The 22,111-nt window shown below is 62.5% G+C and carries 25 protein-coding genes; 11 read left to right on the top strand and 14 right to left on the bottom strand.

What is annotated here, in order from left to right; all coding sequences use genetic code 11:
- Positions 1–84: 84 nt before the first annotated feature.
- The 5 genes from dnaK to ABJO61_RS12305 all read left to right on the top strand — a co-directional run bounded on the left by dnaK (position 85) and on the right by ABJO61_RS12305 (position 5,399).
- The gene (dnaK, locus tag ABJO61_RS12325; RefSeq protein WP_348325140.1) at positions 85–2,109 is read left to right on the top strand and encodes a molecular chaperone DnaK; all 2,025 of its coding nucleotides are present in this window, start codon (positions 85–87) and stop codon (positions 2,107–2,109) included.
- A 101-nt stretch (positions 2,110–2,210) separates the two neighbouring features.
- Positions 2,211–3,374, top strand: a complete 1,164-nt coding sequence (gene dnaJ / locus ABJO61_RS12320; RefSeq protein ID WP_348325142.1) for a molecular chaperone DnaJ — start codon at positions 2,211–2,213, stop codon at positions 3,372–3,374.
- A gap of 82 nt (positions 3,375–3,456) precedes the next feature.
- A complete protein-coding gene (locus ABJO61_RS12315; protein ID WP_348325144.1) occupies positions 3,457–3,795 on the top strand; it encodes a DMT family protein in 339 nt (112 codons plus the stop codon).
- A gap of 113 nt (positions 3,796–3,908) precedes the next feature.
- Positions 3,909–4,739: a 4-hydroxy-tetrahydrodipicolinate reductase gene (gene dapB, locus ABJO61_RS12310; protein ID WP_348325146.1), complete on the top strand. Its 831-nt coding sequence runs from the start codon at positions 3,909–3,911 to the stop codon at positions 4,737–4,739.
- Between the two features lie 27 nt (positions 4,740–4,766).
- On the top strand, positions 4,767–5,399 hold the full coding sequence (locus ABJO61_RS12305; protein WP_348325148.1) for a 2,3-bisphosphoglycerate-dependent phosphoglycerate mutase: 633 nt from the start codon (positions 4,767–4,769) through the stop codon (positions 5,397–5,399).
- A 33-nt stretch (positions 5,400–5,432) separates the two neighbouring features.
- Here ABJO61_RS12305 and ABJO61_RS12300 read toward each other — a convergent pair whose 3' ends face one another.
- Positions 5,433–5,966, bottom strand: coding sequence for a DUF2244 domain-containing protein (locus ABJO61_RS12300; RefSeq protein ID WP_348330559.1), 534 nt, complete (start codon positions 5,964–5,966; stop codon positions 5,433–5,435).
- An 82-nt stretch (positions 5,967–6,048) separates the two neighbouring features.
- Here ABJO61_RS12300 and nth point away from each other — a divergent pair, with 82 nt between their 5' ends.
- On the top strand, positions 6,049–6,699 hold the full coding sequence (gene nth / locus ABJO61_RS12295) for an endonuclease III (protein ID WP_348325323.1): 651 nt from the start codon (positions 6,049–6,051) through the stop codon (positions 6,697–6,699).
- 3 nt (positions 6,700–6,702) lie between these two features.
- Here nth and ABJO61_RS12290 read toward each other — a convergent pair whose 3' ends face one another.
- Both ABJO61_RS12290 and ABJO61_RS12285 read right to left on the bottom strand, forming a co-directional pair.
- Positions 6,703–7,068: a hypothetical protein gene (locus ABJO61_RS12290; RefSeq protein WP_348325152.1), complete on the bottom strand. Its 366-nt coding sequence runs from the start codon at positions 7,066–7,068 to the stop codon at positions 6,703–6,705.
- Complete coding sequence (locus ABJO61_RS12285; protein WP_348325154.1) at positions 7,065–7,745, bottom strand: sulfate transporter family protein; 681 nt, start codon at positions 7,743–7,745, stop codon at positions 7,065–7,067. Before ABJO61_RS12285 ends, ABJO61_RS12290 begins: the two co-directional genes overlap by 4 nt.
- 189 nt (positions 7,746–7,934) lie before the next feature.
- On the opposite strand from ABJO61_RS12285, the gene ABJO61_RS12280 reads away from it, so the two are divergent.
- On the top strand, positions 7,935–8,930 hold the full coding sequence (locus ABJO61_RS12280; RefSeq protein ID WP_348325156.1) for an adenosine kinase: 996 nt from the start codon (positions 7,935–7,937) through the stop codon (positions 8,928–8,930).
- A 64-nt stretch (positions 8,931–8,994) separates the two neighbouring features.
- Here ABJO61_RS12280 and coaA read toward each other — a convergent pair whose 3' ends face one another.
- The 9 genes from coaA to hisB form a co-directional block, all read right to left on the bottom strand.
- Complete coding sequence (coaA, locus tag ABJO61_RS12275) at positions 8,995–9,963, bottom strand: type I pantothenate kinase (RefSeq protein WP_348325158.1); 969 nt, start codon at positions 9,961–9,963, stop codon at positions 8,995–8,997.
- Between the two features lie 11 nt (positions 9,964–9,974).
- Positions 9,975–10,304 (bottom strand): phosphoribosyl-ATP diphosphatase, encoded by a 330-nt coding sequence (locus ABJO61_RS12270; protein ID WP_348325160.1) that lies wholly within the window; start codon positions 10,302–10,304, stop codon positions 9,975–9,977.
- Between the two features lie 144 nt (positions 10,305–10,448).
- Positions 10,449–11,528 (bottom strand): pentapeptide repeat-containing protein, encoded by a 1,080-nt coding sequence (locus ABJO61_RS12265; RefSeq protein WP_348325162.1) that lies wholly within the window; start codon positions 11,526–11,528, stop codon positions 10,449–10,451.
- A gap of 139 nt (positions 11,529–11,667) precedes the next feature.
- Complete coding sequence (locus ABJO61_RS12260) at positions 11,668–13,197, bottom strand: CYTH and CHAD domain-containing protein (protein WP_348325164.1); 1,530 nt, start codon at positions 13,195–13,197, stop codon at positions 11,668–11,670.
- Between the two features lie 180 nt (positions 13,198–13,377).
- Positions 13,378–14,139 carry an imidazole glycerol phosphate synthase subunit HisF gene (gene hisF, locus ABJO61_RS12255; protein ID WP_348325325.1) on the bottom strand — a complete coding sequence of 254 codons (762 nt, stop codon included), beginning with the start codon at positions 14,137–14,139 and terminating at the stop codon, positions 13,378–13,380.
- Positions 14,136–14,867, bottom strand: coding sequence for a 1-(5-phosphoribosyl)-5-[(5-phosphoribosylamino)methylideneamino]imidazole-4-carboxamide isomerase (gene hisA / locus ABJO61_RS12250; protein ID WP_348325166.1), 732 nt, complete (start codon positions 14,865–14,867; stop codon positions 14,136–14,138). The genes hisF and hisA overlap by 4 nt, the downstream gene beginning before the upstream one ends.
- Before the next feature lie 65 nt (positions 14,868–14,932).
- On the bottom strand, positions 14,933–15,577 hold the full coding sequence (hisH, locus tag ABJO61_RS12245) for an imidazole glycerol phosphate synthase subunit HisH (RefSeq protein WP_348325168.1): 645 nt from the start codon (positions 15,575–15,577) through the stop codon (positions 14,933–14,935).
- On the bottom strand, positions 15,577–16,101 hold the full coding sequence (locus tag ABJO61_RS12240) for a DUF2628 domain-containing protein (RefSeq protein ID WP_348325170.1): 525 nt from the start codon (positions 16,099–16,101) through the stop codon (positions 15,577–15,579). Before ABJO61_RS12240 ends, hisH begins: the two co-directional genes overlap by 1 nt.
- A 100-nt stretch (positions 16,102–16,201) precedes the next feature.
- Complete coding sequence (gene hisB, locus ABJO61_RS12235; protein ID WP_348325172.1) at positions 16,202–16,813, bottom strand: imidazoleglycerol-phosphate dehydratase HisB; 612 nt, start codon at positions 16,811–16,813, stop codon at positions 16,202–16,204.
- 371 nt (positions 16,814–17,184) lie between these two features.
- Here hisB and ABJO61_RS12230 point away from each other — a divergent pair, with 371 nt between their 5' ends.
- Entirely contained in the window at positions 17,185–17,715 is a 531-nt protein-coding gene (locus tag ABJO61_RS12230; protein WP_348325174.1) for a pyridoxamine 5'-phosphate oxidase family protein, read from the top strand.
- A gap of 19 nt (positions 17,716–17,734) precedes the next feature.
- Here the strand turns inward: ABJO61_RS12230 and ABJO61_RS12225 are convergent, their stop codons facing one another.
- Positions 17,735–18,349, bottom strand: a complete 615-nt coding sequence (locus ABJO61_RS12225) for a pyridoxamine 5'-phosphate oxidase family protein (protein WP_348325176.1) — start codon at positions 18,347–18,349, stop codon at positions 17,735–17,737.
- Between the two features lie 169 nt (positions 18,350–18,518).
- On the opposite strand from ABJO61_RS12225, the gene hslV reads away from it, so the two are divergent.
- Genes hslV through hslU form a run of 3 tightly spaced genes read left to right on the top strand, consistent with a single transcriptional unit; the run spans position 18,519 to position 20,966 of the window.
- A complete protein-coding gene (gene hslV, locus ABJO61_RS12220; protein ID WP_348325178.1) occupies positions 18,519–19,070 on the top strand; it encodes an ATP-dependent protease subunit HslV in 552 nt (183 codons plus the stop codon).
- Positions 19,067–19,654, top strand: a complete 588-nt coding sequence (locus ABJO61_RS12215; RefSeq protein WP_348325180.1) for a DUF2585 domain-containing protein — start codon at positions 19,067–19,069, stop codon at positions 19,652–19,654. The genes hslV and ABJO61_RS12215 overlap by 4 nt, the downstream gene beginning before the upstream one ends.
- Before the next feature lie 4 nt (positions 19,655–19,658).
- Positions 19,659–20,966 carry an ATP-dependent protease ATPase subunit HslU gene (gene hslU, locus ABJO61_RS12210; protein WP_348325182.1) on the top strand — a complete coding sequence of 436 codons (1,308 nt, stop codon included), beginning with the start codon at positions 19,659–19,661 and terminating at the stop codon, positions 20,964–20,966.
- 52 nt (positions 20,967–21,018) lie between these two features.
- On the opposite strand, the gene ABJO61_RS12205 is transcribed toward hslU, so the two are convergent.
- Positions 21,019–22,095: a putative urea ABC transporter substrate-binding protein gene (locus ABJO61_RS12205; protein ID WP_348325184.1), complete on the bottom strand. Its 1,077-nt coding sequence runs from the start codon at positions 22,093–22,095 to the stop codon at positions 21,019–21,021.
- Between the last annotated feature and the right edge of the window lie 16 nt (positions 22,096–22,111).

Here is a 22,111-nt window from a genome sequence, read left to right as displayed (position 1 = left end):
CTTGCGGGCCGTAGAACCCAAACCTATATACAGCGCAACGTTTCAACCCCTTAGCCGGGCCGAAATGCCCGGAGAGGATCCCCTTTGGGGGCCGGTTGGGCCGGACGCAGCGATGCGCCGGTTCCAGCGGGTGCCACGAGGCCCGCCCGGCCAGCCGCAAGTAAAAAAGAGGACCAGCACAACATGGCTAAAGTCATCGGTATCGACCTCGGCACGACGAATTCGTGTGTCGCGGTCATGGAAGGCAACACTTCCAAAGTCATCGAAAATTCCGAAGGCATGCGCACCACGCCCTCGATGGTGGCCTTCACACAGGACGGCGAGCGCCTTGTCGGCCAGTCCGCCAAACGCCAGGCCGTCACCAATCCCACGAATACGCTCTTCGCGATCAAGCGCCTGATCGGCCGCTCGTTCGAAGACCCGACCACCAAAAAAGACAAGGACATGGTGCCCTACAGCATCGTCCGCGCCGACAATGGCGATGCGTGGGTCGAAGCGCATGGCGAGAAATATTCGCCGTCGCAGGTTTCCGCCTTCATCCTTCAGAAGATGAAGGAAACCGCCGAAAGCTATCTTGGCGAAAAGGTCGAGAAGGCCGTCATCACGGTTCCGGCCTATTTCAACGACGCGCAGCGCCAGGCGACCAAGGACGCCGGCAAGATCGCGGGTCTTGAAGTTCTCCGCATCATCAACGAGCCGACAGCGGCAGCCCTTGCCTATGGTCTCGACAAGAAAGAAGGCGAGCTGATCGCGGTCTATGACCTTGGCGGCGGCACCTTCGACGTATCGATCCTCGAAATCGGCGACGGCGTCTTCGAAGTGAAGTCGACGAATGGCGACACGTTCCTCGGCGGCGAGGACTTCGACATGCGGCTCGTCAATTATCTCGCCGACGAATTCAAGAAAGAGAACGGCATCGACCTGCGCGGCGACAAGCTCGCGCTGCAGCGTCTGAAGGAAGCCGCTGAAAAGGCGAAGATCGAACTTTCGACCGCCAGCCAGACGGAAGTGAACCTTCCCTTCATCACGGCGGATGCATCCGGTCCGAAGCATCTCACCATGAAGATCACGCGCTCGAAGCTCGAAGCGCTGGTTGCAGATCTCATTCAGCGGACGATCGATCCCTGCAAGGCGGCACTGAAGGATGCAGGCGTGACGGCCGGCCAGATCAACGAGATCGTTCTCGTCGGCGGCCAGTCGCGCATGCCGAAAATCCGCGAAGCGGTGAAGCAGTTCTTCGGCAAAGAGCCGAACATGAGCGTGAACCCGGACGAAGTGGTTGCCATGGGCGCAGCCATTCAGGCGGGTGTGCTTCAGGGCGACGTGAAGGACGTGCTGCTGCTCGACGTGACGCCGCTCTCGCTCGGCATCGAAACGCTGGGCGGTGTGTTCACGCGCCTGATCGACCGCAACACCACGATCCCGACAAAGAAGAGCCAGACTTTCTCCACGGCGGAAGACAACCAGTCGGCCGTGACGATCCGCGTCTTCCAGGGCGAACGCGAAATGGCGGCGGACAACAAGCTGCTTGGCCAGTTCGATCTTGTCGGCATTCCGCCCGCACCGCGCGGCGTACCGCAGGTTGAAGTCGCCTTCGACATCGACGCGAACGGCATCGTCAATGTGTCCGCCAAGGACAAGGCGACGAACAAGGAACAGACCATCCGCATCGAAGCATCGGGCGGCCTGTCGGAAGCCGATATCGAACAGATGGTGAAGGACGCCGAAGCGCACGCGGAAGAAGACAAGAAGCGGCGCGAGGAAGTCGAAACGAAGAACCATGCCGAGGCGCTGGCGAACGGCACCGAAAAGACGCTTGAGGAAAATGCGGACAAGCTCGACCCGGCCGTGAAGGCGGAAGTCGAGGAAGCCCTCGAAGCACTCAAGACCGCGCTGAACGGCACCGATGCCGCCGAGATCAAGGCGAAGTCGGAAGCGCTTACCCAGACCTCGATGAAGATGGGCGAAGCGCTCTACAAGGCAGCGCAGGCCGAAGCCGAAAACGAAGCGGCTTCCGGCACGGACAGCAGCCAGTCCGGCGAGGATGTCGTCGATGCCGACTTCGAGGAAGTCGACGACGACAAGAAGGACCAGGACAAGTCCGCCTGACCGGGGGCTTTGTCATGATGTCTGTTTTTCTGCACAACCATGTGGACAGGGCGCGCGAAAGCGCGCCCTTCTCCGCGTTCAAAGTTTCAAGGTGATCCCCGATGTCGAAGCGCGATTATTATGACGTGCTCGGGGTGAGCCGGGACGCCAGCGCGGACGAGCTGAAAAAGGCTTACCGCTCGCAGGCGAAAAAGCTTCACCCCGACCAGAACCCCGGCGACAAGGATGCCGAACAGCGCTTCAAGGAGCTGAACGAAGCCTATGATGCGCTGAAGGACGAACAAGCCCGTGCCGCCTATGACCAGTTCGGCCACGCCGCCTTCGAGGGCGGCATGGGCGGACGCGGCGGCCCCGGCGGTATGGGCGGCGGCTTCGGCGGCGCGTCCATGTCGGATATTTTCGACGATCTCTTCGGCGAGTTCATGGGCGGCGGACGTGGCGGCGGACGCGGCGGACGGCGCGGCGCCGGCGGCCAGATGCGCGGCCACGATCTTCGCTACAACATGGAGATCAGCCTGGAGGAAGCCTTCGAGGGCAAGAAGGCGCAGGTTCGTGTGCCGAGCTCCGTCGCTTGCGAGAGCTGCCACGGCTCCGGCGCGGCGCCGGGCTCAAGCCCGGTCACCTGTCCGACCTGTCAGGGCGACGGCAAGGTGCGGGCCTCCCAGGGCTTCTTCACCATCGAACGAACCTGCCCGACCTGTCATGGCCGCGGCCAGACAATCGACAAGCCCTGTCCCGCCTGTCAGGGCGCGGGCCGCGTGGAAAAGGAGCGCACGCTTTCCGTCAATATTCCGGCGGGCGTCGAGGACGGCACACGCATCCGCCTTGCGGGCGAGGGCGAAGCCGGCATGCGCGGCGGGCCCGCCGGCGACCTCTACATCTTCCTTTCGGTGAAGCCGCACCGCCTCTTCGAGCGCGACGGGGCGGACCTTTTCTGCCGCGTACCGATTTCGATGGTCACGGCGTCGATGGGCGGCGAGATCGAGGTGCCCACGCTTGGCGGCAAGAAGGTGAAGGTCAAGATTCCCGAGGGCGCACAGACCGGACGGCAGTTCCGCCTGAAAGGCAAAGGCATGCCGGTGGTGAACTCGCGCGAGACGGGCGACCTCTATATCCAGATCACCATCGAGACGCCGGTGAACCTGACCAAGAAGCAGAAGGATCTTCTGCGCCAGTTCGAGGATGCATCCTCGCCGAGCAACAGCCCGGAAAGCGCCGGCTTCTTTGCCAGGGTCAAAGAATTCTGGGACGGCTTCCAGAACTGAGGCTTCGCGAGAGCCCGAACGGCGATAATCTGAAAAGGCCCCGCGGACGAATCCGCGGGGCCTTTTTCACGGGTTCCACCACATGCAAGCCTATCTCACACCCATCGCGCTTCTCGTCGCCTCCAACGTCTTCATGACGACCGCCTGGTACTGGCACCTGAAGTTCAAGGCGATGCCCCTCATGTTCGTCATTCTTGTGAGCTGGGGGCTCGCCTTTTTCGAATATTGCCTCGCGGTGCCCGCCAACCGCTTCGGCTCGGACGTCTATTCACCCGCGCAACTGAAGACGATCCAGGAAGTCATCACCCTTGTCGTCTTCGCGGGATTTTCCGCCGTCTATCTCGGCCATGCGCCGACATGGAACACCGCGATCGGCTTCGCCCTGATCGCGGCGGGCGCATGGTTCGTCTTTCGGGGCTGAAAACCTGGAAACCGCGCGGGGGGAGCCGGGCAGACAGATTTACGGGTCCGGGTGTGACTGCTATACCCGGTTCGCCGATTTCAGGGCCCCAGGCCCAAGCAGCGGGACGCCAGATGGGCCAGAACGTAAAGATCGCCATTACCGGAGCGGGCGGCCGCATGGGCCGGACACTCATTCGTCTCATTGCGGAGACGGAAGGGCTGACGCTTTCGGGCGGCATCGAGGCAGAAGGGTCGCCGCATCTGGGCGCCGATCTCGGAACATTGGCGGGGCTTGCCGAACCGCTCGGCATCGAGGCCACCGCCGACGCGCTCACCGTCATCAAGGATGCGGATGCGCTGATCGATTTTTCGGTGCCGGAAGCCACGCTCGAATTTGCCGCGCTTGCCGCACAGGCCCGCATCGTCCATGTGATCGGGACCACGGGCTTCAAGGACGAAGACCTGCCGAAGATCGAGGCGGCAGCGCGCCACGCCACCATCATCAAGGCCGGGAACATGAGTCTCGGCGTCAATCTGCTGGCCGCACTGGCGCGGCAGGCGGCGAAGGCGCTCGGACCCGACTGGGATATCGAGATCCTCGAAATGCATCACCGTCACAAGGTCGATGCACCCTCCGGCACGGCGCTGCTGCTCGGCGAAGCGGCGGCAGAGGGGCGCGGCATCGGCCTTGGCGAAAATTCGGAGCGGGGACGCGACGGCATCACCGGCGCGCGCAAGGAAGGTGCGATCGGCTTTGCCTCGCTCAGGGGCGGTTCGGTTATCGGCGAGCATGACGTCATCTTCGCGACCGAGAACGAGCGCATCGTGCTTCGTCACGTGGCGGAAGACCGCAGCATTTTTGCGCGCGGCGCGCTCAAGGCCGCGCAATGGGGACAGGGCACCGGCGGCAAGAGCAGGGGCCCCGGCCTTTTCGACATGGCCGACGTGCTCGGTATCGAATAATCTTTCTACGGATCAATGGAGCGAGAGTTGGCTAACCTGCTTGTGCTTGTCCGACACGGACAGAGCGAATGGAACGAGAAGAACCTTTTCACCGGCTGGCGCGACCCGGGCCTGACCGAACAGGGCAAGGCGGAAGCGAAGGAAGCGGGCGAGGCGATGAAGGCGGCCGGGCTCGGCTTCGATGTCGCCTATACCTCAAACCTTTCGCGCGCGCAGGAAACGAACCGGCTGATGCTTGCCGAACTCGGACAGTCCGATATCGAGATCGTGAAGAACGAAGCGCTGAACGAGCGCGACTATGGCGACCTCTCCGGGCTGAACAAGGACGATGCGCGCGAGAAATGGGGCGAGGAACAGGTTCACATCTGGCGCCGCTCCTATGACGTGCCGCCGCCTGGGGGCGAAAGCCTGAAGATGACGGCGGAGCGCGTGCTTCCCTATTTCGACAAGGAAATCCTGCCTCGCGTGCTGAAGGGTGAGCGCGTGCTCGTCGCCGCGCATGGCAACAGCCTGCGCGCACTCGTGATGCAGCTCGACAAGCTGACCCAGGAGCAGGTGATCGCGCTCAACATCGCGACCGGCGCGCCGATCGTTTACGAGCTCGACGACAAGGGCAATGTTCTCTCGAAGAAGATGCTGATCGAGCGCGAGGCGCACTAGACGTTCTTGCGCGCCAAGCGCACCGATCCTGCATCAGGCCTGTTGCGGCGCTCCCTCGCCCTCGGCGAGGGGCGCGCTGCGCAACCGGGCGAGCGCCTTGTCGAGCGCGCGGGCGAAATCGGCGCGTTCGTTCGCAGAGAGCGCGGCCGCCACCTCAAGCTCGCGGCCGTGGCTCATCAGGTGGAGATGGGTGGACTCGTCCGGCTCCTCCCGCAGCGCGACACGCACCCAATAGGGCTGGAAGCTGAAGGCGCGCGCATTGCCCTTCTGATCGACGCGGCGGACGCGCAGTTCCTCATCCGACAATTGCACTGTTTCATGGGCGCGGGCGGCGCGGTAATTCGCGCGGAAAGCCCACCAGACAAGCAAAACTTCGAGGCCGCAAAAGCCGAATACCGGCCAGGCGCCTTGCGCCATGAAAAGAATGCCGGCTGTAAAGTTCACCGTGGCGACGATACCGATGAGGATCGCGAATCCGCGCGACGACAACGAACGATGCGGCGTGATCAGCGCGTTGAAGTGCAAGGGCGGCGCCAGCGGCGCGGGATCGGGCAATGCGTTGTTCATGGAAGGCAAGACTAGGACGCGCCCTGCCGGGCGGCAATACGGCCTTGCGACGCAGGCAAGGTTATGTGCAAATCTCGACTTCATGCCGACACCCATGAAAAAAGCCGACATAGAAGAGTTCTTCCGCCGCCTTTCCTCCGCCATGCCGGAGCCGAAAACGGAACTCCAGTACCGCAACACCTATACGCTGCTTGTTGCCGTGGTGCTTTCCGCGCAGGCGACCGATATCGGCGTCAACAAGGCGACGAAAGAGCTCTTCAAGACGGTCGACAGCCCTCAGAAGATGGTGAAGCTCGGCGAGGCGGGGCTGACGCAGCACATCAAGACCATCGGGCTTTACCGCAACAAGGCGAAGAACGTGATCGCGCTTTCGCGCATGCTGATCGAGAAACATGGCGGCGAGGTGCCGTGCGACCGGGACGCCTTGCAGGAACTGCCGGGGGTGGGGCGCAAGACCGCGAATGTCGTGCTGAACGTCGCCTTCGGCGAGCCGACCATCGCGGTCGATACGCATATTTTCCGCGTGTCGAACCGGACGGGGCTTGCGCCGGGAAAAGACGTCGTCGAGGTCGAGAAGAAGCTCGAAAAGGCAGTGCCGCCGAAATACAGGCTGCATGCGCATCACTGGCTCATCCTGCATGGGCGCTATGTCTGCAAGGCGCGCAAGCCCGACTGCCCGGCCTGCCCGGTCAGCGATCTCTGCCGCTTCAAGGCGAAGACGGTGGCGGCGTGAGCGTTACGAAACCGGCGTGTTGCGCTTCGCCATGACGGCGGAGAGGCAGGCTTCCTTGCTGGCGGCCCCGCCCTCGACTTTCCGTGCATCGACATAACGCGAGCCGAGCGCACCGCCATCCGTCTCGTAGAAATAGACGAAGAGGCTGCAATCGCCGCCCGCATATTGCCAGATCTCGGCATGGGGTTCGGAGCGGCGGAAATCCGGCTCGCCGAGACGCGCGGTGATCGCGGAAGGGGCGGCGCCGACCAGCGCATCGGCTGTCAGCGGTCCCGACAGCGACGGGCTGCTGCTGCCGCGCGGCCCGGTGGAGGGAGCCGCGCAGGCGGCGAGCGCCAGCGCCATCGCGAAGACCGGCAGATACCTCATGCGCTCCTCCGCGCCACAAGGCTCTTGTAGGTGTGAACCATCAAGGCGGTGCCGAAGAGCGGCGCAAAAAGATTGAGTATGGGAACCGTGGTGAAGAGGGCGACGATGACGCCCGCAATAAACACGCGAAAGCCGTGGCGCTTCCTCATGGCCTGCGCCTCGACGGGCGGCAGATGACGGAGCGCGACCAGTTCGAAGAATTCGCGGCCGAGCAGATATCCGTTCACCACCCAGAAGAGGACGAGATTGACACCCGGCAGCAGATAGAAGGGCAGCGCCAGCAGGTTCACCACAATGAGGACCAGCGTGAAGCGGATCGCGGTGAGCATCGACTGCCAGAAGGGCTGGTCGGCGCCCGGCGGATCGGCGGGATAATCCTCCGCCTCGACACGGGCGGCGATGTTTTCAAGGAAGAGGCCGGCCACCAGCGAGACGACCGGATGGACCAGCGGGACCAGCACGATCACGGCGAGGAAGCGCGCCACGAATTCGAGGATCGCATCGACCCAGCCGCCCGCGAAATCCGGCCCGAAGGCGGGCAGGGCGGCAAGCGCCCATTGCAGACCGGCGCCGAAGATCACCAGCACGAGGATCGTGAGCCCGACGGAAATCAGCATCACGCGGCGGAAGGGCGGCGAGAAGGTTTCTCTGAAGGCGCGAATGGCGTCGGACAGCATGGGTTACTCCAGCAGCATTGGGCTGCCTAACCTAGAGCCCGCGCGCCGCGCCCGCAATGCGCCCGTCCAGCGGCCGTGCCCGCAGAAATCGCTGAATTCCGGGGATTTGCGGCGTTTTTGGACTTATGGGGCTCAATCCCTATACTCCGGCCCGCACCCCGAAATTCTCCCTAAAAATACCAGAGGATCATGACAGACCTTAAGTACGACGTGGCAGGCATCGGCAATGCGCTGGTCGATGTGATTTCAAATGCGGATGACGCTTTCCTGGCGGCGAACAGCATCGAGAAGGGCGGCATGACGCTGATCGATGCCGATCGCGCGGACGCGCTCTATGCGAAGATGGCGCCCGGCGTCGAAAGCTCGGGCGGCTCCTGCGCCAATACGATTGCAGGCCTTGCCTCGCTCGGCGGCAAGGGCGCGTTTTTCGGCAAGGTTCGCAACGACCAGCTCGGCGAAGTCTTCATCCACGACATCAAGTCGCTCGGCGTTGCCTTTCCGGCCTCGCTCGCGCAAGAGGGCGCGCCGACGGGCCGCTGCCTTGTCGTCGTGACGCCGGATGCGCAGCGCAGCATGAGCACCTTTCTGGGCGCCGCGCAGAAGCTCGGCCCCGACGACATCGACGCAGACACGATCCGCGCCGCCGCCGTCACCTATATGGAGGGCTATCTGTGGGACGAGCCGGGCGCGAAGGACGCTTTCCTCAAGGCGGCGAAAATCGCCCATGAAGCAGGCCGTCTCGTCTCGCTGACACTCTCCGACAGCTTCTGTGTCGACCGCTTCCGCGACGAGTTCCGCCGCCTCGCGAAAGACGAGGTCGATCTCCTGTTCGCGAATGAGGCGGAAATCCTCTCGCTCTACCAGACGGACGTCTTCGACGAAGCGTTGCAGCAGGTCCGCAAGGACTGCAAGTTCGCGGCGCTGACACGCTCCGAGCAGGGCTCGGTCATCGTCGCCAATGGCGAGGTCCATGTCGTCGATGCGGCGAAGGTCGACAAGGTCGTCGATACGACCGGCGCGGGCGACCTCTTCGCAGCAGGTTTCCTCTATGGCCTGACGCGCGGCAAAGACCCCGTCACCTGCGGACGGCTCGGCGCGCTTGCCGCCGCCGAAGTCATCTCGCATTACGGGCCGCGCCCGCAGGTCTCGCTCGCCGAGCTTGCGAAGAAGGAGGGGCTCGCCTGACGAGCCCTGGTTTCGCGAAAAACGAACAAGGAAAAGGGGCTCCGGTGAGCCCCTTTTTCATGCCTCAGATTTTCCTGAGATAAACATCGCGGATGCGGTGGTCGTCGCCCTTGCGCAAGATCAGGTCAGCGCGCTGACGCGTCGGCAGGATGTTCTTGTGAAGATTGGCAAGATTGATCGAGGTCCAGATTGCATCCGCCGTCTCAACCGCTTCCTCTTCCGTGAGCTTTGAATAGCGATGGAAATAGGCTGCCGGATCCTTGAAGGATGTGCGGCGCAGGCTCAGGAAACGCTCGATATACCAGCGCCGGATCGCTTCCTCGTCGGCGTCGAGATAGATCGAGAAGTCGAAGAAGTCGGAAACGAAAGGCTGCGGCTCATCGCCATCGGCAGGCTTCCAGGGCTGCAGCACATTAAGCCCCTCCACCACGAGGATGTCGGGCTGGTCGACCGTCACGGTCTCGCCCTGGAGCACGTCATAGGTGAAGTGCGAATAGACCGGCGCCTCGACGCGGGGCGAGCCCGCCTTCACATCCGAGAGAAAGCGGATCAGCCGCTTGATGTCGAAGCTCTCGGGAAAGCCCTTGCGCTGCATCAGCCCGCGCTCTTCGAGCAGCTTGTTGGGATAGAGAAACCCGTCCGTCGTGATGAGGTCGACCTTGGGATGGTTCGGCCAGCGCGCAAGAAGCGCGCGCAGAATACGCGCAGTGGTCGACTTGCCCACGGCGACCGAGCCCGCCACGCCGACGATATAGGGCACCTTGTCGGCACGGCCGAGAAAGTCCGAGGTGACGCGGTAAAGCTCCTGCATCTCGCCGATATAGAGATTGAGAAGGCGCGACAAGGGCAGGAAGATTTCCGACACCTCGTCGAGCGAAATGCGTTCGCCGAAACCCTTCAGTTCCTCAAGTTCCGTTTCGGAGAGCGGCAGCGGCGTATCCTCGCGCAGCCGCCCCCAGTCCGCCGCCGTGAAATGGCGAAAGGGAGAAAGGGACTCCCGTTCCCCGGTGTCGATCATGCCGGTCGCGCCCATATCCCTCTCCGTCAATTTTCGGTGCGCGCTGCTTTTTCGTCCAGGCCAGAGCGGCCTTCGCGGCGCTCGAGTTCGGCATAGACGTCAGCCGGATCGAGGCCGAGTGCCGCGATCAGAACGAGCCAATGATAAAGAAGGTCGGCGCTTTCGGAGAGCGCGCCTTCGCGGTCGCCCGCAACGGCGGCGATCACCGTTTCCACAGCTTCCTCGCCCAGCTTCTGGGCGCAAGCCGACACGCCCTTCGAAAAGAGCTTCGCGGTATAGGACGACGCGGCGTCCGCGCCCTTGCGGGCAGCGATCACCTCGAAAAGTCGGTCAAGCTGGCGGGCGTCGGCGGCCATATGGCGCTCCCCGGACGGTTGACGGGCGCACGTCCGAACCCGTCGAAACGGCTCCGCGCGGCGGCTTTGCGTAGCAGATTTGGACCCGGGGCGCCAGAGCGGGCAAAAAGCGCTACGCCGCGGCGTTTCGGGCAGAACAGAGGCCTAGAGGCGGGTCGACAGGCTGGTTCCCGAAAGCTCACCCTTCTTGGTTCCGTCCTGGTTCGCCTCCTTCATGTCGGCGCCGCGCAAATCCGCGCCCCGGAGGTCGGCATTGCGCAAATTTGCACGAAGCAGGATCGCGTCACCGAAATCGGAAGCGGCAAGGATCGCCTTCTCGAAGTTCACATCGGCGAGGATCGCCTCGCGAAAATTGGCGCCTGCAAGGACGGCCCCGGCGAAGTTGCGGCGGGAGAGGTCCATACGGGCGAAGTCGGCGCGTTCGCCGCGCTGCTGGCCGGTCTGAATCCATTCGAGATGGGCAGTGAGCATCTTTGCCATGCGCTCAGGGCCCGGCGCCGTGCGGGGGCGCGTCGCACGCATCATGTCGCCCCGTGCCGCGGTATCCTCGTCCAGGATGGCGCGGCGGAAATCGGCATCGGCAAGGTTCGCGCCGGTCAGCTCCACCCCCTTGAGTTCCGCACCCGCAAAGCTCGCCCCGCGCAGGTCCGCGCCCTGAAGGCTTGCGCCCGATATCGATGCGCCGTCGAAATCGGCATCGAGCAGCTTGCACTCGCTCATATTGGTGCCGTACATGCGCGCACCGCGAAAGCTGGAGTTTTCGCGGCCCACCGGCCCGCTTGCGCCGCGCCGGATCACCGCGCCGCGGCGAAGATCCGCACCTTCAAGCATCGCTTCGGTCATCTCCGCATCGGCGAAATTCGCCCCGCGCAAATCCGCGCGCGAGAAATTGGTGCGGGTCATGTTGCAGTGGTCGAAATTCGCACTGAAGAGATTGGCGCCCGAAAGGCGTGCATCTTCGAGGTTCGAATTCGAGAAATCGCAGCCGATGAAATGGCCGTGGGAAAAATTCAGATTACGGAAGTCGAGATCCGAGAGGTCGCATTCCTTCATCACGACACACCAGCCGCCGGGAATGCCCTTCAGATAGCGCATGTGCAGCTCGGCGAGACGCTTCAACGCCTCCTGGCTTATACGACGGCCAATAATGGCATTGCCATCGGATGCCTTGTTGCCGCTTGCGGGGTTGTCGCTTGTTTTGCTGGCGGCTTCGGAACTCGACATGATGAGGCAGAACCCTTTACGCGGAAACAATCCCCGCGCGGGAAGGCAGGGCATCACGAAGGAATGTTAAGGGCCGTAGTTTTCAGATTTGCTTAACGCGGGCCGGGATTCCGGTAAGAAGCGGCGGAAAACGTCTGTCTCAGGCTGCTTTTTCACGCCAGAAAGGCGTCGAGCCCGCAAAGCGCTTCCAGAGACGGATGGCGCCTTTCCACTCCTTCGCAGCCCGTTTCTCATGCCAGGCAAGGATACGCGATGCCGTCTCGCGCATCTCCTTGCCGCCGGCGAGCCGCCCGAGAATAATATGCGCCGTGGCGACATCGTTGAGACCGCCGAAAACGTCCTGCATCTGGCTCAGATATTTGAGATAGGGCTTCACCTCTTCGGGATCGTAGAGCGAGGAAAAGAAGTGGAGCGCATAGCGCAGCTTCTTCAGGCGCTTGCGAAGTTCATGGCGATCGTCGCCTTCGAGGTCTTCGATTTCGCGGCCGAGTTTCGATGCCTTGGCGAGACGCTTGTCGAGCGCGGCGCCTGCGAAGTCGCGCGCGAAGGCCGGCGCCTTGCGCTTCACATGCCAGCTTTTTTCCGCAAGGAAGAGACCGTATTCGAGAAGGAAGCGCGTGTAGCGGCGCGAACACAGAACTTCGATCACGCGCTCCCATGCTTCATCGCGCGCTTGCGCGATGCGTTTTTCCAGTGCGACGGAACGGGCGGACCCGAGTTCGACGGGATCGAGAATATCCGATGTGAAAACATCGAGGTCGCGGGCCGCGCCCAGTTCGCCTGCAAGCCACTTCGCTTCCGCCGCAAGGCGGCCGGCAAGGTCGCCGCCAATGACGGGGCGGAAAATTTCCAGAGCCGAACGCGCACGGCGAAGCGCAACACGCATCTGGTGAAGGCCTTCGGGCGTGCGCTGCACGACAGCCGCTTCCTCATTGGCCATCAGGTGCACGAGGCAATGGCGGAGCACGATTTCATAGGCATCGGCCAGTGTCGCGTGGCGGTCGATGACGACTGCCTCCGCCTTGAGCGCACCGGGAACCGTGTCATGCAGCAGGGCGAAGCCGCGTTCCGATTTGCTCTTGTGACCGATCCTGAGTTCGGCGATCTCGTTCAGGTCGAGCGCGATGCGATAGAGGCTCGCAGGTGTGCCTTCCTTGAGTTCGAGTTCGATCTCGCATACCGGTGCGTCATGCCCGCCGACCTGCAAGGCACCACGGTCGAGAGCCAGTTCGATCAGGTCGCCTTCGGGTGTTGCAATGTTCTGCACGGTGCGGCGAATGTCGCTGACAAGGCGTGGCGAGATTGCATTGCCGTTCGCGAGCGCGCGAATGCGTCCGCGCAACTCTTCCGGCAGCTTGCTGAGATCGGGCGTGGAGGCGCTGCCGGGCAACGCCGCTTCATATTCGCCGACGTCGCGCGCAACCGTGCCCGCGCCCGCCTGATCGGCTTGCGTTTTCAGCGTCTGCACGAAGCCCCGGCCCTTGCGGCGAAGCCGGAGCGCCATGCCGTTCTGTCCGAGAACGAGATCGTCGGTATCGAAATAAACGGAGTGGAGGTGCTTGCCGGCGGCGCGGCCCTGCTTCATGCGCTTGAGCGCCGGTGCGCGACGTACCCGCTCAAGCTCGGCAGGCTCACAAACGAGCTTCAGTTCGATTTCCCGGTCGGACATTTCAGGTCGGCGCCTTTGAAGACCCAGTGAAACCTCAAGCCGCACGCTCAGGCAATGCAGGGGCATTCTGCCGGGCGGCATGACGACGCGCAATTGTCACATTGGCTTTGTGGCGCCCTGCGGCGTTTACACACAGCTTGTGCAGTGCGGCAAACCCCATACAGACACAAGCTGTTGTGGTCAGAGCCGGATCGGGATACCGGCCTTGGCCATATAGTCCTTCGCCTCGCCCACCGTGTGGTCGCCGAAATGGAAGATGGAGGCGGCCAGAACGGCGCTCGCATGACCATCGCGGATGCCTTCGACCAGATGATCGAGATTGCCGACACCGCCCGATGCGATGACCGGCACGGAGACGGCGTCCGCCACGGCGCGCGTCAAGGCAAGGTCGAAACCGGATTTTGCACCGTCACGATCCATCGAGGTGAGGAGGATTTCGCCAGCGCCGAGCTCCGTCACCTTCACCGCATATTCGACCGCGTCGATGCCGGTGGGCTTTCTGCCGCCATGGGTGAAGATTTCCCATTTGCCGGGTGCGACCTGTTTCGCGTCGATGGCGACGACGATGCACTGGTTGCCGAATTTTTCCGACGCGACGCGCACGAAATCGGGATCGAAGACGGCGGCGGTGTTGATCGAGACCTTGTCCGCGCCCGCAAGGAGGAGCTGGCGCACATCGCCGACGGTGCGCACACCGCCACCAACCGTCAGCGGCATGAAGCATTGTTCGGCGGTGCGGCGCACCACATCGAAAATGATTGCGCGCTCTTCGTGGCTCGCCGTGATGTCGAGAAAGCAGAGTTCGTCCGCACCCGCTGCATCATAGGCGCGCGCGGCCTCGACCGGATCGCCCGCATCGCGCAGATCGACAAAGTTGACGCCTTTGACGACACGGCCGTCCTTCACGTCGAGGCAGGGAATGACGCGCGCCTTCAGCATCAGGCCAGACCCCGGATAAGTTTCAGCGCTTCCGCCGGATCGAGGCGGCCATCGTAAAGCGCGCGGCCCGATATCGCGCCTTCTATGCCGGAGCAGTTGGCAGCGATGAGCTTTTTCAGATCGTCGATGGAGGACAGGCCACCCGATGCGATGACGGGAATGGAGATCTGATCGGCGAGCGACACTGTGGCATCGATGTTCAATCCTTCAAGCGCGCCGTCGCGGTCGATGTCGGTGTAGATGATCGCGGCAACGCCTGCATCCTCGAAGCGGCGCGCCATTTCGAGGACGGTGAGGTCCGAGACATCGGCCCAGCCCTCGGTCGCCACGCGCCCGCCCTTTGCATCGAGGCCGACGGCGATGCGGCCGGGAAACTTCGCACAGGCCTCGATCACGAGATCGGGGTTCTTCACCGCCGCCGTGCCGATGATGACGCGGCGGATGCCTTTTTCGAGCCAGGTCTCGATGGTGGCGAGATCGCGGATGCCGCCGCCGAGCTGCGCGGGGATCGAGATTTCGGCAAGGATACTCTCGACCGCACCGGCATTCACGGGGCGGCCCTCGAAGGCGCCGTTCAGATCGACCAGATGGATATAGTCAAAGCCCGCATCCTCGAAGGCGCGGGCCTGGGCAGCCGGGTTGTCGTTGAAGACGGTCGCCTGGTCCATGAGCCCATGCACGAGGCGGACGCATTCGCCGTCCTTCAGGTCGATCGCGGGAAAGAGGATCATTGGTTTGTTTCTTGTTGGAGCATGATCTTTTCCGAAAACCGGATGCCACTTTTCGGGATCATGCTCTAGGGCTTCCACTTCAGGAAATTGCCGATAAGGGCGAGGCCGAGGGCCTGACTTTTCTCGGGGTGAAACTGTGTGCCCGCCATGTTGTCCTTCGCGACCATCGCCGTCACGGGACCGCCATAGCCGACGCGGGCGACGAGCGCATCCGGTTCGGCGACGGCAAAGGCATAGGAATGCACGAAATAGGCATGGCTCGCGGGCATGTCATCGAGGAGCGGATGAGGGTTCACGATTTCGAGTTCGTTCCAGCCCATATGCGGGATCTTGAGCGATGGGTCCGAGGGCTCGATCTTCACGACATCGCCCCTGAGCCAGCCGAAACCTTCATGGCTCCCGTGTTCGAGGCCGCGCTCTGCCATGAGCTGCATGCCGACACAAATGCCGAAGAAAGGTTTTGCGTCCTTTCGCACCGCTTCTTCCAGCGCCTCAACCATGCCGGGGATCGCGTCGAGGCCCGCGCGGCAATCGCCGAAGGCGCCAACGCCCGGCAGCACGACGCGCCCGGCTTTACGCACCGCATCCGGGTCGCTCGTTACCAGCACATCGGCGGTGAGGCCCGCATCGCGGCCTGCGCGCTCGAAAGCCTTGGCGGCGGAGCGAAGATTGCCGGAGCCGTAATCGATGATCGCAACCTGCATGGACATCAGCTTCCCTTTTTCGGACCGGCTTGGGGAAAGAGGCCAAAAATCTCGCTGGAGCCTGCGGGCGAATGTGCGGGGCGCGGCGCGGGGGCATGTGCAGGGGCGGGGCGCTGCGGCCAGACAGGCGCGGAAAGCGGCGCGACGGGCGCAACATCGAGCGCACGGTCCCACCTCTCGAAGAAGCGGCGTTCGGCTTCTTCCAGCGACGCACCCGCGGCGATACCGATTTCGCGGTAGCCCTTGCGCGCCAGCGTCCAGCGGCGGATGTCATTGCCCTCGAAGCCGAGCAGCAACTGAAGCGCGAGCGAGCAGAGCATGGCGCCTTCGAGCCCGAGATAGCGTTCGGCGAGGAATGACGTGACAGCGGTGAGGCCGATCCAGAGCCCGAGCGCGATCCAGAGCCGGCTGAAGAGAAGCCAGACCCAGGACAGCAGAAAGGCCGGAAAGGAGAAACCCTCCTTCACCAGCACAATGCCGGCGCCGTCGAGCGGCGCGCCGGGAAGCTCGTGGACTGTATAGATGCGCATGAAATTCGTTCCGCCCGAACTCAGCGGGCATACGGTTCTGCAGACGCGCTCTATCTAGGACAGATTGGCCGATAAGGCCAGTATATCGACGGGTGATTGCCTAGTTGCCGAGTACGCCCTTGGTCGAGGGGATGCGTCCCGACGCCCGCGGGTCGATCTCCACTGCGTCGCGAAGCGCCCGGGCGAGGCCCTTGAAGCAGCTCTCGACGATGTGGTGGTTGTTCTCGCCATACATGTTCTCGATGTGCAGCGTGATACCCGCATTCTGCGCGAAGGCCTGGAACCACTCCTTGAAGAGTTCGGTATCCATGTCGCCGAGCTTCGGCTTGGTGAAGTTCACCTTCCAGACGAGATAGGGGCGCTGCGAGACGTCGATCGAAACGCGGGTGCAGGTCTCGTCCATCGGGATCACCGAGGTCGCATAGCGGCGGATGCCCTTGAAATCGCCCAGCGCGCGGCGCACGGCCTCGCCGATGACGATGCCGGTGTCTTCCGTCGTGTGGTGATAATCGATGTGGAGGTCGCCCTGCGCGCGGACCTTCAGGTCCATCAGCGAATGGCGCGACAGCTGCTCCAGCATGTGGTCCAGAAAGCCGATCCCCGTGTCGACGTCATATTCGCCCTGACCGTCGAGATCGAGCGAGACGAAGACATTGGTCTCCTTGGTCTTGCGTTCGACGGTTGCTGTGCGGCTTTCGGTTTCGATCTGCATGGTTCGGTTTCCGGTTGGCGGGGCTCACGAAAAGCCCGTTCGCGGCAGCTTTTATCAGGCAGGGGCGGGACAGGCCAGCGCAAAGCCCTGCGGCACGCGCCACCTTTACTTGAAGTGACCAACAAGATTGAATCACAAACACTTACAGCCCGTTAACCAATATTCTGGAGTGCTTCTCATAAATTACTTTAAGAGCCTGCGAATCTTGTTGCGGTGCGGGAGGCAAGTTATTGATTCAAATTGAAGATGCCTGGCACGTGCTGTGGTCATGCGGTCCGGGCTCACAAGATATTGAAGACTTTGCAGACTGGCGGATGAGCAGCCCGTCCGCCATATAGAAGCTCCCGGCACAGCTCACGAAAGGCTTCCCGATGGCCTGGCAGACCCGCATGACGCCCGACCTCGCCCAGTTCATCGCCGAGCGCGATCACTTCTATATGGGGACCGCCAATGCCGAAGGCCGGCCCTATATCCAGCATCGCGGCGGGCCGAAAGGCTTCCTCAAGGTGCTGGACGAAAAGACGCTCGGCTATGCCGATTTCGCGGGCAACCAGCAATTCGTGACGCTTGGTCATCTTGCCGAGAACGACCGGGCCTTCCTTTTCCTCGTTGATTATCCGACGCGGCGGCGGGTCAAGATCAGGGGCAGGGCGCGCGCCGTTTCCGACGATCCGGCACTCACCCGCTCACTTGCCGACCCCTCTTACCGGGGCCGGGTCGAGCGGGCGATCCTCTTCGAAATCGAGGAATGGGACGTGAATTGCCCGAGCCATATCCAGCCACGCTGGGATGCGGGCCAGCTCACGCCCGCCTTCGACCGGCTGGAACAGCGCATCCGCGCCCTTGAGGCCCAGGTCCGGGAGCTTGGCGGCGATCCCGGCGCGTTCAAACTGCCGGAATAGCGCCGGAAACCCTCAAAACTCAGTACAGATTGTCCTTCGCGTCCTTCTTCAGACCCATATCGATAAGCTTTGCGGGCACGAGCAGCTTCAACTGGTCGCGAATGATCTGGCCGAAGCTCGGCATTCGATCGCGCGGCACGTGTTTCGAGGCATCCCAGAGGCCGGAGCGCTTCAGCGCCTTGGTGCAATGGAAAAAGGCTTCGCGCACCTCGACAATCATGACGGAACGGGGCTTTTTCCCGTCGACCACGAAGCGGTCCATCATTTCGGGGTCCGTCGTGACTTCGGCGACGCCGTTCACGCGCAGCATTTCCTCAAAGCCCGGCACGAAGAAGAGAAGACCGACCGAGGGCGATTCAGCGATGTTGGACAGCGTGTCGATCAGGTTATTGCCGGGCCGGTCCGGCATGGCGAGATGCGTGTCGTCGAGTACATGAACGAAGCCCTGTTCGCCGCCGCGCGGCGAGACATCGCCCAGCCCGTCCGGGCGCGATGTACCGATGCACAGAAAAGGCGAAAGGCCGATAAAGGTCTTCGCATGCGGGTCGAGTACGGAAAGCACCTTGCCCCTCGTCTGGCCAGGATCGGGATAGACGGTTCTCAGCGCTTCTTCGGTATCGAGTTTCCCGGACATTGAATCCCCCATCTGTCATTGATTGCGAAAGACTATCATTTGCAATCATTCGCCGCCAGCGGCAGACAAACCTTCAAGGCCTGCCCCGCAAGACTTGACCCTATGGCGCGAAGCGGCCACATGCTATCGGCAAGCTTCCACCCTCCTGACACAGCAAGACGGGAATGAAATGACCTCGCGCGACCCGATCAACTGGCACGGCACCACGATCCTCTCCGTTCGCAAGGGAGGAAAAGTCGTGATCGCGGGCGACGGGCAGGTCTCGATGGGCGACACGATCATGAAGGGCAATGCCCGGAAAGTGCGGCCACTCGGCAAGGGCGACGTGATCGCGGGCTTCGCGGGCGCGACGGCGGACGCGATGACGTTGTTCGAGCGCCTCGAAGCCAAGATCGAGCAATATCCCGGCCAGCTCATGCGGGCCTGCGTCGAACTTGCGAAGGACTGGCGGACCGACCGGTTTCTCCGCCGCCTCGAGGCGCTGATGATCGTCGCCGACCGCGAGGTAACACTCGTCCTTACCGGCAATGGCGACGTGCTGGAGCCCGATGGCGGCGTCACCGGCATCGGGTCGGGCGGCAATTATGCGCTGGCCGCCGCGCGGGCGCTCGCCGACATGGACCTCACCGCCGAGGAAATCGCCCGCAAGGCGATGGGCATCGCCGCCGATATCTGCGTCTATACGAACAACTCGCTCACCGTCGAGAGCCTCGACGCGTGACGGCATCCGGTCTCGTGCGGTGGAAGCCGCCTCTCTGGCTTGCCGCCGCCATCGGCCTTCTCGTGTTGCAAGGTGTGCTGCTCCATACGATGGGCCGGGTACCTATTTGCGATTGCGGCACGGTGAAGCTCTGGCACGGTGTGGTGAAGAGTTCGGAGAACTCGCAGCATCTCAGCGACTGGTACAGTTTCTCCCACATCATCCACGGTTTCATTTTCTATGGTGGCGCCTTTCTTTTGCTCCGGCGTTACCCCGTGGGCTGGTGGCTCGTCGCCGCGCTTTTCGTCGAAGGCGCATGGGAAGTGCTCGAAAACACACCGATGGTGATCGAGCGCTACCGGGCGGAGACCGTATCCCTCGACTATTACGGCGACAGCATCCTGAACTCTGTCGCCGACAGCCTGGCCATGGTGCTCGGCTTTGTTCTCGCCGCGCGGCTGCCCATATGGGTGGTGGTGACGGCGGCCCTGATCATGGAGGCGGGTGTCGGCTATCTGATCCGCGACAACCTCACCCTCAATGTCCTGATGTTGATCTACCCCGTCGAAGCCATTCGAGAATGGCAGGCGGCAGGAGGAATGTAAAAAGATGACCAGTTTTTCGCCGCGTGAGATCGTTTCCGAACTCGACCGCTACATTGTCGGGCAGCGTGACGCGAAGCGCGCCGTCGCCATCGCGCTCCGCAACCGCTGGCGGCGTCAGCAATTGCCCGAAGACCTGCGCGACGAGGTGCTGCCGAAGAACATCCTGATGATCGGGCCGACCGGCGTCGGCAAGACGGAAATCTCGCGCCGCCTCGCCAAGCTCGCTGAAGCGCCGTTCCTCAAAGTGGAAGCGACGAAGTTCACCGAAGTCGGCTATGTCGGCCGCGACGTCGAACAGATCATCCGCGACCTTGTCGAGATCTCGCTTTCGATGACGCGCGAACGCCGCCGCAAGGATGTGCGTGCCAAGGCGCATCTCGCCGCCGAGAACCGGGTGCTTGAAGCACTCGTGGGCGCCAATGCAAGCGAGGCGACACGCGAGAGCTTCCGCAAGAAGCTCCGCGACGGCGATCTCGACGACAAGGAAATCGAGGTCGAGGTGCAGGATTCCGGCGGCGGCATGCCGACGCTCGACATTCCGGGGATGCCGGGCGGGCAGGTCGGCATGATCAATCTCTCCGACATCATGGGCAAGGCGTTCGGCGGGCGCACCAAGCCGCGCCGGATGCAGGTGCGCGACAGCTACGAAACGCTGATCGCGGAAGAAAGCGACAAGCTGCTCGACCAGGAGCAGGTGACGCAGGATGCGATCCGCGCGGTCGAGCAGAACGGCATCGTCTTTCTGGACGAGGTCGACAAGATATGCGCGCGCGCGGAAAAGCAGGGAGGCGATGTCAGCCGCGAGGGTGTGCAGCGCGACCTGCTGCCGCTGATCGAGGGCACGACCGTCGCGACGAAGCATGGCGCGGTCAAGACCGACCATATTCTCTTCATCGCGTCGGGCGCCTTCCACATCGCCAAGCCCTCCGACCTCCTGCCGGAACTGCAGGGACGCCTGCCCATCCGCGTCGAGCTTCAGGCGCTCTCGAAGGACGATATGCGGCGTGTGCTTACCGAGCCGGAAGCGAGCCTCATCAAGCAATATGTGGCGCTGATGAAAACGGAAGATGTCGCGCTCGACTTCACGGATGACGGGATCGACGCCATCGCCGATATCGCGACCTCGGTCAATTCATCGGTCGAGAATATCGGCGCGCGCCGTCTCCACACCGTCATGGAACGCGTACTTGACGAGGTAAGCTTCGCCGCCTCCGACAAACCGGGCGAGACGGTGAAGATCGACGCGGCCTATGTGCGTGAGCATATCGGCGACCTGACGAAGAACGCCGATCTGACGAAGTTCATCCTCTGATGAAAAAGGCCGCCCCCTTGGGGCGGCCTTTCCGTTTCGGTCGAGGCGAACGTCAGAGTTCGCCCTTCGCCGCCGCTTCCATGTAGCTCGTGTCGAAGCGGAGCTTCACATTGCTTTCGTCGCCGACAATCGTGCCGTCCGCAAGTTCGACGCCGACATAACCCTTGTCCTTCGCGGTCGGACCGAGAAGGCCCTGGGAAAAAGCGAAGCCCGTCGTGCTGTCGATGATGCCGGGCATGGTTTCGCCCGCATAGGCCTCCGCGCCTTCAGCCGGACCGTAGAAATAGGTCGTCGCTACCTGGCGGTCGAAATCCGCAAGGTCGGTGCCCGAAAGTTCGGCCATATAGGTGCGTGCCTCGATACCCTGCTCATCATCCTTCTTCATGATGTCGAGCACTTCGTACCAGGCGCCCGCGAGCACCTTGCCCAGCTCCGGCGTTTCCGCAAGCACTTCCGTCTTCACGATCAGGATGTCCTGTATCTCGCCCGGCACCTCCGAAGACTTGAAAACGGCGGTGACGGACGGGTCGTCATAAAGCTGCACCGTGGCCGGGTTCCATGTGACGACAGCTTCCACTTCCGGTGTCTGCAGCGCCGCGACAAAATCCGCATCGGCGATATTTGCCGTCTTGATGTCGTCGAGACTCATGCCCGCCTTTTGCAATGCGAGCGCCAGCATGTAGTGCGAGACGGAATATTGAACGAGATAGACGGTCTTCCCTTTCAGGTCGGCCATCGTCTTTCCCTGACCCTTGATGAAGATCGCGTCATTGCCATCGGTGTAGTCGCCGAGAATGATCGACGTGGAGTCCACACCGCCGGCCGCAGGAAGCGTCAGCGTATCCATGACGGTGTTGGCGACCGCGTCATACTCTCCGGCCGTGTATTGGTTGATCGATTCGATATAATCGTTGATCTGTACGATCTCGACGTCGATGCCGTACTTCTCCGCCCACTTGTCCATGATCCCGGACTGCTCGGCATAGGCCCAGGGCATGTAGCCGGGATAGAGCGCCCAGGCGAGCTTGAAGGTCTTGTCCGCCGCTGCCGCGCTGCCCGCGAAGGACAGACCTGCGACAAGCGAGGCGAAAAGGGCGAGCGTCGCTCGATGGAAGATGGATGATCGCATGGATTGTCCTTTCGAC

Origin of the sequence: Parvibaculum sp., assembly GCF_039973015.1 — a bacterium.
In the GTDB taxonomy this organism is placed as follows: domain Bacteria; phylum Pseudomonadota; class Alphaproteobacteria; order Parvibaculales; family Parvibaculaceae; genus Parvibaculum.
This window is presented reverse-complemented; position numbering and strand designations above follow the sequence as displayed.

What these genes read in the sequence shown, in the direction of transcription:
- ABJO61_RS12290 (WP_348325152.1), bottom strand. Translation starts at nt 7,068, where the DNA reads ATGAGGTATCTGCCGGTCTTCGCGATGGCGCTGGCGCTCGCCGCCTGC.
- coaA (WP_348325158.1), bottom strand. Translation starts at nt 9,963, where the DNA reads ATGGGCGCGACCGGCATGATCGACACCGGGGAACGGGAGTCCCTTTCT.
- ABJO61_RS12315 (WP_348325144.1), top strand. Translation starts at nt 3,457, where the DNA reads ATGCAAGCCTATCTCACACCCATCGCGCTTCTCGTCGCCTCCAACGTC.
- dnaJ (WP_348325142.1), top strand. Translation starts at nt 2,211, where the DNA reads ATGTCGAAGCGCGATTATTATGACGTGCTCGGGGTGAGCCGGGACGCC.
- ABJO61_RS12260 (WP_348325164.1), bottom strand. Translation starts at nt 13,197, where the DNA reads ATGTCCGACCGGGAAATCGAACTGAAGCTCGTTTGTGAGCCTGCCGAG.
- dapB (WP_348325146.1), top strand. Translation starts at nt 3,909, where the DNA reads ATGGGCCAGAACGTAAAGATCGCCATTACCGGAGCGGGCGGCCGCATG.
- ABJO61_RS12265 (WP_348325162.1), bottom strand. Translation starts at nt 11,528, where the DNA reads ATGTCGAGTTCCGAAGCCGCCAGCAAAACAAGCGACAACCCCGCAAGC.
- hisA (WP_348325166.1), bottom strand. Translation starts at nt 14,867, where the DNA reads ATGATCCTCTTTCCCGCGATCGACCTGAAGGACGGCGAATGCGTCCGC.
- hslU (WP_348325182.1), top strand. Translation starts at nt 19,659, where the DNA reads ATGACCAGTTTTTCGCCGCGTGAGATCGTTTCCGAACTCGACCGCTAC.
- ABJO61_RS12230 (WP_348325174.1), top strand. Translation starts at nt 17,185, where the DNA reads ATGGCCTGGCAGACCCGCATGACGCCCGACCTCGCCCAGTTCATCGCC.
- ABJO61_RS12225 (WP_348325176.1), bottom strand. Translation starts at nt 18,349, where the DNA reads ATGTCCGGGAAACTCGATACCGAAGAAGCGCTGAGAACCGTCTATCCC.
- hslV (WP_348325178.1), top strand. Translation starts at nt 18,519, where the DNA reads ATGACCTCGCGCGACCCGATCAACTGGCACGGCACCACGATCCTCTCC.
- hisB (WP_348325172.1), bottom strand. Translation starts at nt 16,813, where the DNA reads ATGCAGATCGAAACCGAAAGCCGCACAGCAACCGTCGAACGCAAGACC.
- ABJO61_RS12205 (WP_348325184.1), bottom strand. Translation starts at nt 22,095, where the DNA reads ATGCGATCATCCATCTTCCATCGAGCGACGCTCGCCCTTTTCGCCTCG.
- ABJO61_RS12240 (WP_348325170.1), bottom strand. Translation starts at nt 16,101, where the DNA reads ATGCGCATCTATACAGTCCACGAGCTTCCCGGCGCGCCGCTCGACGGC.
- ABJO61_RS12270 (WP_348325160.1), bottom strand. Translation starts at nt 10,304, where the DNA reads ATGGCCGCCGACGCCCGCCAGCTTGACCGACTTTTCGAGGTGATCGCT.
- ABJO61_RS12285 (WP_348325154.1), bottom strand. Translation starts at nt 7,745, where the DNA reads ATGCTGTCCGACGCCATTCGCGCCTTCAGAGAAACCTTCTCGCCGCCC.
- ABJO61_RS12300 (WP_348330559.1), bottom strand. Translation starts at nt 5,966, where the DNA reads ATGAACAACGCATTGCCCGATCCCGCGCCGCTGGCGCCGCCCTTGCAC.
- hisH (WP_348325168.1), bottom strand. Translation starts at nt 15,577, where the DNA reads ATGTCCATGCAGGTTGCGATCATCGATTACGGCTCCGGCAATCTTCGC.
- nth (WP_348325323.1), top strand. Translation starts at nt 6,049, where the DNA reads ATGCCGACACCCATGAAAAAAGCCGACATAGAAGAGTTCTTCCGCCGC.
- ABJO61_RS12280 (WP_348325156.1), top strand. Translation starts at nt 7,935, where the DNA reads ATGACAGACCTTAAGTACGACGTGGCAGGCATCGGCAATGCGCTGGTC.